Origin of the sequence: Bacillus sp. H1a (assembly GCF_000633475.1) — a bacterium.
Taxonomy (GTDB): domain Bacteria; phylum Bacillota; class Bacilli; order Bacillales; family Bacillaceae_G; genus Bacillus_A; species Bacillus_A paramycoides.
Window position 1 is genome coordinate 15161 of the sequence record NZ_AYMH01000077.1, and the last position, 13844, is coordinate 29004.

The window sequence follows — 13844 nt, forward strand, 5'->3', positions numbered from 1 at the left end:
GCTACTCTTTTTTCATGCACACAATTATCTCTTATATAAAAAACGAGGCCTTCCATTAGACCTCGTTTCATGTTAGCCGTTAGCTCCTATCCATTTACAGCAGCATTATTTTTTCAATTCATTAGGAATACGTCTTCTGTAAATTACATAACTACGGCTTAAATATTTAATTGGGGCACTAAATACATGTACAAGTCTTGTAAATGGCCATACTGCGAAAAGCCCCATCCCTGCAATAATATGAATTTTAAACCATACAGGTACTTCCATCATATATTCAACTTTCGGTTGGAAAATAAAGAGACTTCGGAACCATGGACCAATTGTTGTACGGTAATCAAACCCTTTTGAGTCGATATTTAAAAACGTTGAGGAAAGTCCTGCCAGCATTACAATAAGTAATAAGATAAGCGCAATATAATCTCCCTTTGTACTCGTTGCAATGATGCGTTTTACTGTTAAACGGCGATACGTTAATATAATTAAACCGATGATAGAAGCAACACCTGCCGGAAGTCCGAAACTAATTGCAACTATATGGTACATATGCTCAGAAATCCCTATTGAGCGGTATACGGACTCTGGAATTAATATCCCCATAACATGACCGCCAATTACGAACATTATCCCAAAGTGGAATAATAGACTTCCGATTCGGAGCATTTTCTTCTCTAATAGTTCACTAGATTTTGATGTCCATCCAAATTGATCATAGTTGTATCTGAAAATATGTCCACCGATAAAGATTGCAAAAATGATATAGGGAAATAACACCCATAGAAATTGATCCATCATTTTGACAACTCTCCTTTCTAATTCATTTGTACTCCCCAGGCGTCGATAGCTAGGAGTACGGCTGCAAGAATTGGTTCGTACATACAGTCTGCTTCTTTTAACTGCCCGTGCAATGCTTGTATATTCTCCTTGTATTTACTCATGATTGGTTCACTATCTTGCTCATTTGCATTTGCAAAAAACTCAAGCAAAAGCGGTAAATAATCAGGGAGTTCTTTATCTGTTACGCTAAAACCAGATTTTTTATAATGCTGTTTTAACTCTAATAATTCAATACCTCTTTCTCTTTGTTCACCAGTGTTCATATAAGTTAAATACATATTTGTCTTTTTACCAAAGTCGAATGTATATACGTAAGAATCAATTAATTGATCGTTCGTTTTATCCAGTGCTTGTTTTATAAATGCTGTAAGTGATGCTTTAACATCTTCCTGTTCAATTGCTTCAATCTCTTCTTGTAATTCAGTTAAAGCTTCTCCCCACCCAAGTTCCGGGTAGGAAAGAAGAAAAGAAGAACAAGAAAAAGCAGTTTGTAAACTTTGTTTCATAATTTTCTGCCCCCTTTATTTATGAAATTGTCGTACAAGAGCCTGGGCCACCCGCGAAGGAAAGACCACAGCTTCCTTGTTCACTATATAAATCTGCAACTTGTTCGCGGTGAGACGTCGGGATGACGAAGCGATCTTTATATTTCGCGATAGCAAGAAGACGATACATATCTTCTACATCTTCTTTCGTTAAACCAAGTTCTTTTAATACAGCTTCATTTGGTTCTTTATTAATTTGCAATGCTCTCATATGTGTTCGCATGACAGCCATTTTTTTCAATGTAAGACGAATATGTGATTCATCTCCTGCAGTGAGTAAATTTGCTAAATATTGAATTGGAATACGCATATTATCAATAGCAGGGAAAATCTCTTCTGCTTGCCAGTTACTACCTTTCCCTTCCACCATATTCATAATCGGGCTAAGCGGGGGAATATACCAAACCATTGGCATTGTACGGTATTCTGGATGAAGAGGAAGAGCAATTTTCCAATCGATAATCATTTTATAGATTGGTGACTCTTGTGCCGCTTTCATCCATTCTTCAGGAATGCCTTGTTTTTTTGCTTCAGCTGCTACTTCTGGATCATTTGGATCTAGGAAAACAGTAAGCTGAGATTCATATAAATCTTTTTCATTTTCAACAGAAGCCGCTTCTTTTACTTTGTCAGCGTCATATAGCATTACTCCAATATATCGAATACGTCCTACACATGTTTCAGAACAAATTGTTGGCATACCAGCTTCAATACGAGGGAAACACATTGTGCATTTTTCAGCTTTATTTGTTTGCCAGTTAAAATACACTTTTTTATACGGACAAGATGATACACAAAATCTCCATGCACGACATGCATTTTGATCCACAAGAACAATCCCATCTTCTTCACGTTTATACATCGCGCCAGATGGACAAGACGATACGCAAGATGGATTCATACAATGTTCGCATATGCGTGGTAAATACATCATAAAGACATTTTCAAAATCCGTTTTAATTTCTTCTTCCATTTTCTTTACGTTCGGATCTTGTAATCCTGTAATATGTCCGCCTGCTAAATCATCTTCCCAGTTTGGACCCCATTCAATTTTGTCGATAAATTCGCCTGTAATTGCTGATTTCGGACGAGCAACTGGTTGATGCTTACGCTGCGGGCTATTTGTTAATGTTTCATAATCATAGTTCCAAGGTTCAAAGTAATCATCAATTGTTGGTTGATCTGGATTGTGAAAAATGTTCATAAGACGCTTCATTTTCGAACCGGATTTCAGCTGAATTTCACCATTTTTCAATTCCCATCCGCCTTTGTATTTCTCCTGATCTTCCCATTGTTTTGGATAACCAATTCCAGGTTTCGTTTCTACGTTATTGAAGTACATATATTCAGCACCTGGACGATTCGTCCAGGTGTTTTTGCATGTTACGCTACAAGTATGGCAGCCGATGCATTTATCTAGATTCATTACCATTCCGACTTGCGCTTTAATCTTCAAGCCAATCTACCTCCTTCAGTTTGCGAATTACAACGTTTAAGTCGCGCTGGTTCCCAGTTGGACCATAATAGTTAAATCCATAGCTTAATTGGCCGTATCCACCAATCATATGTGTTGGTTTAACGTGAATACGAGTTGGACTATTATGCGTTCCCCCGCGGTTACTAGTTAATTTCGTACCAGGTACGTTAATGTGGCGATCTTGCGCATGGTGCATAAATGCCATTCCTCTCGGTACACGGTGTGTTACAACCGCACGTGCTACAACAACACCGTTACGATTAAAGCACTCAATCCAATCATTATCTGCAACGCCAGCATCAGCAGCGTCCTCTTTATTCATCCAAACAGTTGGACCACCTCTAAACAGCGTTAACATCGGTAATGAGTCGAAGTACATACTATGAATCGACCACTTATTATGCGGTGTTAAATAGTTTAGTGTAATTTCTTTTCCTTCTACTTCAGGTCGTGATTTGCGGAACGGTTTATGTTGCAGAATTGGCTTAAATGTTGCCATCGTTTCACCAAATTCTTTCATCATGTCATGATCTAAGTAGAAAGATTGTCGACCCGTTATCGTTCTCCAAGGGATAAGACGTTCCACATTTGTTGTAAATGGTGAGTAACGGCGTCCACCTTTTTCAGAACCCGTAAAGGCCGGAGAAGTAATTACTGTTTTAGGCTGCGCTGTAATTTGTTCAAATGTGAAGCATTCTTCTTCACGTTCTTCTGCTAAATCACGTAGTTTTAAATCGGTTTGTTTTTCAAGTGCTTCCCATGCTTTTACAGCCATATGACCGTTTGTTGTAGAAGAAAGTGTTAATACCGCCTCAGCAGCATTAATTGCTTCTTTTATGTCTGGGCACCCTTTCGCAATAGAATCCGTTCGAACAACTCCTAAGCGACTCTTTAATTGCTCATATTCTGTTTCTGCAGACCAAGAAATCCCTTTCGTACCAATCGGTTGTTTTCCGGCATTTGGTCCAAGTGCTGTCATTTTGTCATAAATCGTTTTATAATCCCTTTCGACAACATGAATTTGCGGCATTGTTTTACCTAGGATCGGTTCACACTCACCTTTACTCCAATCTTTAATCTTGCCAAGTGGTTGCGCTAATTCTTGCGGCGTATCGTGCAGAAGTGGTGTTGCAACGACTTCTTTCATTGGTTCAAGATCGATTTTCTTCGCTAAATCTGACACAGCTTTAGAAAGAGAGGTGAAAATATCCCAGTCAGAGCGTGCTTCCCACGGTGAACCGATTGCTGGATTAAATGGATGTACAAATGGATGCATATCTGTACTGCTTAAATCATGTTTTTCATACCAAGTTGAAGCAGGTAAGACGATATCAGAATAAAGCGCTGTTCCAGCCATACGGAAATCTAAATTAATGAGTAAATCTAACTTCCCTTCAGGTGCTTCTTCATGCCACTTAATTTCTTCTGGTCGTAATGAATCACTATCGTCATTCATTAATCCATTTGTTGTACCTAATAAATGTTTTAAGAAATATTCGTGACCTTTACCGGAACTTGAAATTAAGTTTGCACGCCATACGAATAAGTTGCGCGGGAAGTTGTTTTTATTATCTGGATCTTCAATCGCAAATTTCAGTTCTTTTTCTTTTAGCTTTTGTGCAACGTATTTTCCGATTTCTTCTTGCGTTGTTGCACCAGAAGCAACAGCTTCTTTATATAATTCAATCCCATTCTTCTCGAACGTTGGATATGAAGGTAACCAGCCAAGTCGTGCTGCTAATACATTGTAATCACCGTGATGTTGATAACGAGAGTTGCCCTCAACTGGTGATGCTAAATGTCCAACAGGTGTATCTTCATAGCGCCATTGATCTGTTACGAAATAGAAGAAAGATGTACCGTTTTGTAATTTCGGTGGCCCTTGCCAATCTTTTGCCATCGCAATTGTTTGCCATCCTTCTGCTGGTCGTAATTTTTCTTGACCAACATAATGTGCCCAACCGCCGCCGTTTACACCTTGTGCTCCAACGAGAAGAACAAGATTTAAAACTGCGCGATAAATCGTATCAGAGTTAAACCAATGATTAATACCAGCTCCGACAATAATCATCGAACGACCATTTGTATCAACAGCATTTTGTGCGAACTCACGAGCGATTTGAATAATAAGCTCTCGTTTCACTCCTGTCATTTTCTCTTGCCATGCAGGTGTAAACGGCACATCATCATTGAAGTCTTTCGGTTCTTGCCCACCAAGTCCTCGGTTTACACCGTAATTTGCTAACGTTAAGTCATATACAGTTGTAACGAACACTTCGCCTTCTTCTGTCATAACTTTTTTCACTGGAATTGTACGTTCTAATATTGTATTTCCATCATCAGAGAAGTACGGAATTTGCACCGTTCCAACAGCATCTTCCATTCCAAGTAAAGAAAGACGTGGGTCAATCTTTTCACCTGTTTGTTCATCTTCTAAACGCAAGTTCCATTTCTTTTCGTTATCCCAACGTGACCCCATTGTGCCATGAGGTGTTGCAAAATCATTCGTGTTCTCGTTCCAAAGCACAGGTTTCCATTCCCCTAACTTTGTTTCACGTCCAATATCAGAAGCATTTAAGAAACGATCAGCAACGAATTGATCTCCTTTTTGTTTCAATGTGACAAAGAAAGGAAAATCAGTATATTGCTTCGCATACTTTGTGAAGTATTCCACTTGTTTATCTACGTAAAATTCTTGTAAGATCACGTGCCCCATTGCCATCGCAAGTGCACCGTCTGTACCTTGTTTCACACTAATCCAATCATCAGCAAACTTTGTAGACTCAGCGAAATCAGGACTTACAGAAACCACTTTCGTTCCTTTATATCGAACCTCCGCTAAAAAGTGGGCATCTGGTGTTCTCGTCATCGGTACATTTGAACCCCATGTCATAATGTAGCCAGAGTTATACCAGTCACTACTTTCTGGTACATCCGTTTGATCGCCCCAAATTTGCGGAGAAGCTGGTGGTAAATCAGCGTACCAATCATAGAAACTAAGCATTGGCCCACCCATAAGTTGCATAAAACGGCTACCAGCTGCATGACTTAACATCGACATAGCTGGAATTGGTGAGAAACCAACATTTCGGTCCGGACCATATTTAATTACTGTATAAAGTAATGAAGCAGAAACGAGTTGTAAAACTTCATCCCAATTCGCGCGAATGAATCCCCCTTTACCACGTGCCTGCTTATAAGCACGTGCTTTTTCAGGGTTTTCCACAATGCTTTTCCAAGCATCTAGTGGTGATTTATTATTTTGTAGTTCCTCTTGCCACATATTCCAAAGAACACCACGTACATATGGATATTTCACACGAAGTGGACTATAAATGTACCAAGAAAAACTCGCTCCACGCGGACATCCTCGTGGTTCAAAGTCAGGCATATCAGGACCTGTTGTTGGATAGTTAAGCTCTTGTCCTTCCCATGTTACAATTCCATCTTTCACATAAATGTTCCAACTACAAGAACCAGTACAGTTCACACCGTGTGTAGAACGGATTACTTTATCATGCTGCCAACGCTTTCTGTACACATTTTCCCATTCACGATCTTCATATGTTTCTTGTGTATGATTATCGTTATAACGATCTATTGGTGAAAAATATTTTAAACGTCTCATTAGTGCTGAAGGTTTCTTCTTCATACTGTTCACTCCTCTAATACGTCTCTCTTACATACCCTTACTATAAGAGAGATTGTAAAATACAGATGTGACATTTCGCACAGTTCAAGAGATTGTCAAAAATTCATAAAAAAATAAGTTTGAAAGAAAATATTCGTATACAAAGGTTTCTTTGTTTCGTTGCGAAGGTTTATGGTCAATCGTAATTATTAGGGAATTAGTAAGTGGAGGAATCATCTACTTTACAAAAGAAAAAACGTAGGAAAAGTTCCTACGTTTTTCTTTATAAATATATTAAAAAGAGTTTTGATATTATTTCTATAATGCTATAAGGAAACGATTATAAATTGTATGTAAGGAATTTATTTTTCTTCAACCATACTATTTTATTTCAAGACATATTTTACAGAAACCTAGAAATCATTATTTTCTGTGTTGCCCTTGGTTACGACAACAATTATACTAGATGTAACCTAGATTAATAATCTGAATATTTTTAAAATTAAGATTAGGATTTCCTTTGAGGACATAGAAATCCTAAAGTATATCACCATGATTTTTTTACATATAAGTTCTCAATATGAACTTATATAATACCATTACGAATTACCTCTTAGATTACTATCATACTGCAATAAAATGAAAGAACTACTTTTCTTTAACCTAAATTCTATTTTCCACTAAATGAATTAGAAAACGATAATAAAATTAGGAGGATTACGATGCCCCAACTTGATTCATTACATCCCATTGTAGAAAAAATAATCAACAATATTGAAAAATTAATGGTCGGAAAACGAAAAGAAACGATTTTAGCCTTGACAGCTCTCTTAGCTGAAGGTCATGTACTATTAGAAGATGTTCCCGGCGTCGGGAAAACAATGCTAGTACGTGCTCTTTCTAAATCAATTGACGCCGATTACAAGCGAATTCAATTCACACCTGATTTACTGCCGTCAGATGTAACAGGTGTTTCTATTTACAATCCAAAAGAGCTCCAATTTGAGTTCAAGCCTGGACCAATTATGGGGAATTTTGTACTTGCTGATGAAATTAATCGTACATCTCCAAAGACACAATCTGCCTTACTTGAAAGTATGGAAGAAGGCAATATCACAATAGATGGCATTACAAGACCGTTACCAAAACCGTTCTTTGTAATGGCTACACAAAATCCGGTCGAATATGAGGGAACATACCCTTTACCAGAAGCTCAGCTCGATCGTTTCTTGTTGAAGCTAAAAATGGGATATCCTACACCAGAAGAAGAATTTGAAATATTAAACCGGATGGAAAAAACAAATCCACTCTCCCATTTACAAGCTATTACTACAATAGAAGAATTACTTTATTTACAACAAAGCGTACGGGAAGTAAGCATGGACAAAGCAATCAAACATTACATTGTAAAGCTTGTTAATCAGACTCGTTCTTATAGTTCTATACAGTTAGGTGCAAGTCCACGCGGATCAATTGCTTTAATGAAAGCTTCACAAGCTTATGCATTCATCCATGGCAGAAATTATGTTATTCCAGACGATGTTAAATTTTTAGCTCCTTACGTTTTAGCTCACAGACTCATTCTAAAAATGGAAGCAAGATTTGAAGGTATAACAGGAGAACAAGTTATCGCCAAAATCGTTGCACGAACTACCGTGCCGACTCAAAGGACGATGAACCTTTGATGAAACGACTACTACGAGCACTATATCACGTTACCAAGTTATTGCTAATCCCTTTATGCCTAGTCTTAACATTTGTGTACGCTATGCTTCAAGGAGGATTTGTAAGTTGGTTTTTGTTTTACAGTACGATTCCTATTGGCCTTTATTCACTACTACTCCCCTTCTACGCTTTACGGGACGCTGAGGTAAAACGAATAACAAACCAAAACGAATATGTAGCAGGAGAACAATTTTTAAGCACTATTACAATAAAAAGAAAATTTCCTTTTCCCTTACTTTATTTAGTTATTGAAGATGAACTGCCACCACAATTTACAAGTTGTAGACAAACAAAGATGAATAAGGTAATACTCTTTCCTGGATTAAAACGAAATATTTCGTTTCAATATGTTATTGACACAATCCCTAGAGGAGAGCACACTTTTTCAAGCGTACGTGTCAAAACTGGCGATCTATTCGGTATGATGGAGAAAGAAGTAACTTTTTCAGTTCCAGATACATTTTTAGTCTATCCACAGTATGTAGATATAACGTATCAACAATTGGAAAATCATTTCGAACAAGGAGCGCTTTCAGCAAATATAAATTTAGCAAAAGACTCTACAGTCTCTGTCGGTGTCAGAGAATATAAACCTGGTGACCGCTTTTCATGGATTGATTGGAAAGCTACTGCACGAACAAGCAACATTATGACGAAAGAGTTTGAACAACAGCGCAGCCATAATATCATGATATTCATGGACAGAACCCAATCCCCTCTATTCGAATCAGTCGTAACGTTTACTGCCTCTATTGTAAGGGCTGTCTTGAAGCAAAATTCACCAGCGTCATTCGTGTCTGTCGGAAAAGAACGAACTTTTTTCCCTTTAGACAATGGAGATAGTCAGTTGCAGCAAATCTTTTGTCATTTAGCGAAAGTACAAGCGGACAGTGTATTCCCGCTCTCTCGGAGTGTAGAAATGGAATTAAGAAAAATTTATGAACCCGTAACGATTATACTCGTGACAAGCGATCTTTCTCCCGATATTCAAAAGGCGGCTGACTGTGCTGCTATAAAAAATAGAAAATTAATGGTGTTTGTCGTGAAAGAAAAAGCGAATCAACTCTCACATCGAGAACTAAGTATTCTAGAAAATCTACAAAAACGAAAAATATTTGTAAATGCGGTTTATGAAAACCGGTATACAAACGTGTTTTTTGAGGTGAGCAAATGATAACATTACAAACAAAAAAACAATGGGATATGAGCAGATTCTTTATGCATGTATGTGCATTTCTACTTTTACTAGAATGGCTAAGACCCCTTATTGGTATTACAAACGTAGGTAGATTAGATATTTTTGTAATATTTATAGGAATTTGCTTCACTCTCTCTTTTTTTCAAACAAGGTGGCAGATTCCAATAAAGATCGTCACGATCTTATTCATCATTCATTCCCTGTATTATAAAAATGCTTTTATAAATCCATCTTGGCTAACGAAATTTTTTTCTGATATTTCTCAAAATTCCTCCCTGTTTTTCCAGGGGAATTTGCTAGATATTTCCCCAGTTTTTCCAACACTTTTATTTTTTTTATCATTTTGGTTTTTGAGTGCTTTCATCTCTTTCTGGATGATTCATAAAAAACGTGGGCTGTTATTTCTTATATTGACTATTATTTATATCACAACTTTTCATAACTTACATTTATACAATGCAAACTACGCTATTATTCGTACTGTTGTCATCGGCTTTTTTATGCTTAGTCTTCTTCAAATAGAACGAATAAAAGAGATTGAACACTTACAAAATTATGCTAGAGAAATCTCAAAATTACTTAAACCTCTTACAATATTTATTGTATTGTCAACAACCATCGCATACTTTACTCCAAAATTTGGCCCTCAGTGGCCAAACCCAATGGATTTTTTAAAATTCAACACATCCGAAGCAAGTAAAAAACAAGAAGTTTCTAAAATTGGGTATGGTTTAGATGACTCACAATTAGGCGGTCCTTTTAAACCGGATAATACAATTGTTTTCACAGCACAAGCGCAAAACAAACAATATTGGAGAGTAGAAACAAAAGATTTTTATACAGGAAAAGGCTGGGAGGTTTCTGAAAATCAAAAAAAGGTTTCATTTAAAAATAAAAACGACGTCGTGAGCTGGTACGAACAAAATACAAAAACGGAGACAACCGAAGCAACAATCACTATGCAAAAAAGTGATCCTCACCTTACCTATCCAGCAGGATTAGTATCAGTTGAAGCTTCTTCTGATGTATCATACAGTGTTGATCCATTTTCAGAAAAAATCTATACGATGCACGGAGACTCTTCTACTACTTTAAATTCGTATAAAGTAACATATGAGATCCCGGAGTTTTCCATAGAAAACTTGAAAGCTGTAAAAACGAATGAAGGTCATGAAACAAGTTCTTATTTCATGACAAAGTACACACAACTTCCCAAATCATTACCGCAGCGAGTAAAAGACTTGGCTGTCAATCTTACAAATGATAAAGACAACCGATATGATAAAGTATTAGCTATTGAAAATTACTTCACAGACAATTCTTTTGTATACGAAACAACGAATGTCTTGTTCCCTGCCAAAGACCAAGATTATGTAGATCAATTCCTTTTCGATACAAAAAGCGGCTACTGTAATAATTTTTCGACGTCTATGATCGTGTTACTTCGTTCTGTCGGGATTCCTGCTCGCTGGGTAAAAGGCTATACAGAAGGAACTCTTGAGAATACATTTGCTGGTACAGAAGGTAAGGATGTTTATAAAATCGCGAACAATAACGCACACTCTTGGGTCGAAGTATATTTTCCAGGATACGGATGGATTCCATTCGAACCAACAAAAGGATTTACCAATCCCTATAATTTTATAAATAATACTCCTGCTTCTACTTCACAAAATAGCGAAGAAAATAATTCTAAAAACGAGCAAATACACCAACGGAACAATGAAGCAAAGCTCAAAAGTCTAATAGAAAATACAGAAGAAGCCTCTACTAAAAAGATTACAAATTCTAAAAATGGGTTTTCTTGGTGGTACGTATTCCTCTCAACGATACCGATTAGTATCATGGGATACATTCTCTTCACCACTAGAATGAAATGGATTACATTTTTTATTATTCTTTTCTATAAATACCGAAAAGATGATGCTGTTTATATAAAAGCTTACGGTGCACTTTTAAAACAATTTGCGAGAATCGGTATACCGCGGGGTGAAAGTCAAACATTCCGAGAATATGCTCTCCGCATCGATACACTTTACAACTCGACTGATATGCAACAACTTACTTTCAGTTATGAGAACGCTATGTATCAAAAGGGACAGGCCGCAGCCGAATGGAAGAAATCCGTACACTTATGGGAAGTGCTTATGAAAAAAGCAGCTTCTCTGCCTAAATCAAATGAATTCGATACAGTGATTTAATCTTGATAATGTAAGTTTAAAGAAAACACCTCAAAGACTAAGAGCCACTTTGTTCTTTGAGGTGTTTTTTAATAAACATAATAAAAAGATAGCTAACTCCTAATCGCCTCCGCCATCTCCTGAACTGCCACATACGGATATCGGTACAATAGTAAATACGTACAGTCACGTACTACCAAGTATGCAAAAATTGGTAGCGGAAGTGACCAAAGTAGTGACTCCTAATTATTAGCCAAGTACCTTTTCAATCTCAACCTCTAAATCCACCGGCTTCGTCTGCGGCGCAAAACGCCCTACTACTTTCCCATCTCTTCCAATTAGAAACTTAGTAAAGTTCCATTTTACTGCTTTCATACCGAGTAAACCTGGTGCTTGTTCTGTCATGTATGTATATAGAGGATGAGCCTTGTCACCTTTTACATCGATCTTCGCAAACATTGGAAAGTTTACACCGTAGTTTAATTCACAAAAACTTGTAATGTCCGCTTCTGTACCAGGTTCTTGTCCCCCGAATTGATTACAAGGGAAACCTAGTATTTCTAATCCTTGCTCTTTATATTTATCATATACTTCCTGTAACCCTTTATATTGTGGTGTAAATCCACATTTACTAGCTACATTTACAATTAGAAGTACTTTTCCTTCGTAATCTTTTAACGATTTTTCTTCTCCAGTTATTGTTTTAGCTGAAAAATCATAAACTATCATTTTCCTACCCCTCTCTTCTCTATCATTCTATGTTTATACTATACTACATAAGTGAACATACAGCCCTTTTTACATACTTACGCGCCAAAATGATAGCGCTTTATTTTTGTTCGAAAATTCGACACAAACTACTAGACTTTTATGATGGAAAGTTTTACAATTGAATTGTGAACAAAATGTGACAGTTTATATTCCATTATAAAAGAAAAGGATGGTGTTCATTATGAAAACTGCACAGCGTGAAATGATTTCAAATCGTGAGTTTTATTTCGTACTATATATGATGTTATTGTATGTTACTGGTTGGGTAATCGATGTAAATGGTTTATTCTTAAGCTCCTACTTTAATTTAGCAGGAGAGATTATGCTTCCAATAGTTGGAGGTATTGTTGGACTGTTCGTTATGTCAATTAATAAACAACAAACGAAATAACGACATTACATAAAGGCAGAAGACGAGCTTTCGTTTTCTGCCTTTTTCTTGTTTTAGCGTATAATAAATACATACCGTATATAAGGAGTGGTAAGTATGAAAAAAGTAGAGAAATTATCTTCCCATCTATATCTTATTGATGATTACGACTTACAACATAATGAACGAACAGGTACGTACGTTTTATTAGGTGACGATATTACTTTAATTGAAACTTGTGCAGCCCCTTCTCTTCCCTATATTTTAGACGGATTACAACAATTACATATCGACTTAGATGATGTAAAAAACATTATCATCACACATGTTCATTTAGATCACGCAGGTGCAGCAGGTTTAATGATGGAGAAATGTCCAAATGCTACTCTATTTGTGCATCCGCGCGGAGCCCGTCATATGATTGATCCAACAAAACTCATTTTAGGTGCAAAAGCTGTGTACAAAGAAGATTTTGATAAACTCTTTGATCCAATTCTTCCAATTGAAGAAGAACGTGTTCATATTGTACAACATGGTGATACATTAAAAATTGCAGAAGACCGTACACTTACATTTTATGATACACCGGGACATGCAAAGCACCATATTAGCATTCACGATTCATTAACAAACGGCATTTTTACTGGCGATACAATTGGAATTTATTATAGAGAACTCGCAGACCTTGGTGTAGAGTTATATCTACCGTCAACGTCCCCTTCACAATTCCAGCCAGATGCGATGATTGCTTCTAAAAATCATATTCAAAGTATGAATGTAGATACTATTTATTTCGGTCATTACGGGGCATCATCTCATGTTACAGAAGTATATAACCAACTGGAACATTGGTTGCCTATTTTCGTTAATACTGGTAAAGATGTCTTTGAAAAATATAATGATTTCGATGAGGCGACTAAAGCATTACAAACTTTATTAATGGATTCTATCTCTTCTCATCTTACAAAGTTAAATGTACCATCCAATCATTCCGTTTATAACATTTTACATCTAGATTTAGAAATTAGTGCGATGGGAATTATTGATTATTTCACGAAGCAAGAGAAATCTAAATTCACTATTAACTAACAAAGAAAAAAGATGTATACA

The 13844-nt window shown here is 36.7% G+C and carries 10 protein-coding genes; 5 read left to right on the plus strand and 5 right to left on the minus strand.

Going from position 1 to position 13844, the window contains the following annotated elements; translation table 11 throughout:
• Window positions 1–105: 105 nt before the first annotated feature.
• From narI to U860_RS0128290, 4 genes are read right to left on the minus strand one after another with little or no spacing between them, the layout of a single operon-like run.
• Window positions 106–795: a respiratory nitrate reductase subunit gamma gene (gene narI / locus U860_RS0128275; RefSeq protein ID WP_025151138.1), complete on the minus strand. Its 690-nt coding sequence runs from the start codon at window positions 793–795 to the stop codon at window positions 106–108.
• 17 nt (window positions 796–812) lie between these two features.
• Window positions 813–1343 carry a nitrate reductase molybdenum cofactor assembly chaperone gene (gene narJ, locus U860_RS0128280; RefSeq protein WP_025151139.1) on the minus strand — a complete coding sequence of 177 codons (531 nt, stop codon included), beginning with the start codon at window positions 1341–1343 and terminating at the stop codon, window positions 813–815.
• Between the two features lie 19 nt (window positions 1344–1362).
• Window positions 1363–2838 (minus strand): nitrate reductase subunit beta, encoded by a 1476-nt coding sequence (narH, locus tag U860_RS0128285; protein ID WP_025151140.1) that lies wholly within the window; start codon window positions 2836–2838, stop codon window positions 1363–1365.
• Complete coding sequence (locus U860_RS0128290) at window positions 2828–6511, minus strand: nitrate reductase subunit alpha (protein ID WP_025151141.1); 3684 nt, start codon at window positions 6509–6511, stop codon at window positions 2828–2830. The genes narH and U860_RS0128290 overlap by 11 nt, the downstream gene beginning before the upstream one ends.
• Window positions 6512–7212: 701 nt before the next feature.
• On the opposite strand from U860_RS0128290, the gene U860_RS0128295 reads away from it, so the two are divergent.
• The 3 genes from U860_RS0128295 to U860_RS0128305 are packed head-to-tail and all read left to right on the plus strand — an operon-like array spanning window position 7213 to window position 11614.
• Window positions 7213–8175 carry a MoxR family ATPase gene (locus tag U860_RS0128295; protein ID WP_025151142.1) on the plus strand — a complete coding sequence of 321 codons (963 nt, stop codon included), beginning with the start codon at window positions 7213–7215 and terminating at the stop codon, window positions 8173–8175.
• A complete protein-coding gene (locus U860_RS0128300) occupies window positions 8175–9389 on the plus strand; it encodes a DUF58 domain-containing protein (protein ID WP_025151143.1) in 1215 nt (404 codons plus the stop codon). The genes U860_RS0128295 and U860_RS0128300 overlap by 1 nt, the downstream gene beginning before the upstream one ends.
• Window positions 9386–11614 (plus strand): transglutaminaseTgpA domain-containing protein, encoded by a 2229-nt coding sequence (locus U860_RS0128305; protein ID WP_025151144.1) that lies wholly within the window; start codon window positions 9386–9388, stop codon window positions 11612–11614. Before U860_RS0128300 ends, U860_RS0128305 begins: the two co-directional genes overlap by 4 nt.
• A gap of 228 nt (window positions 11615–11842) precedes the next feature.
• On the opposite strand, the gene bsaA is transcribed toward U860_RS0128305, so the two are convergent.
• Window positions 11843–12322 carry a glutathione peroxidase gene (gene bsaA / locus U860_RS0128310; protein ID WP_025151145.1) on the minus strand — a complete coding sequence of 160 codons (480 nt, stop codon included), beginning with the start codon at window positions 12320–12322 and terminating at the stop codon, window positions 11843–11845.
• A 223-nt stretch (window positions 12323–12545) separates the two neighbouring features.
• Here bsaA and U860_RS0128315 point away from each other — a divergent pair, with 223 nt between their 5' ends.
• A complete protein-coding gene (locus U860_RS0128315; protein WP_025151146.1) occupies window positions 12546–12755 on the plus strand; it encodes a DUF3925 family protein in 210 nt (69 codons plus the stop codon).
• 96 nt (window positions 12756–12851) lie between these two features.
• Window positions 12852–13823 (plus strand): MBL fold metallo-hydrolase, encoded by a 972-nt coding sequence (locus U860_RS0128320; protein WP_025151147.1) that lies wholly within the window; start codon window positions 12852–12854, stop codon window positions 13821–13823.
• Window positions 13824–13844 lie beyond the last annotated feature (21 nt).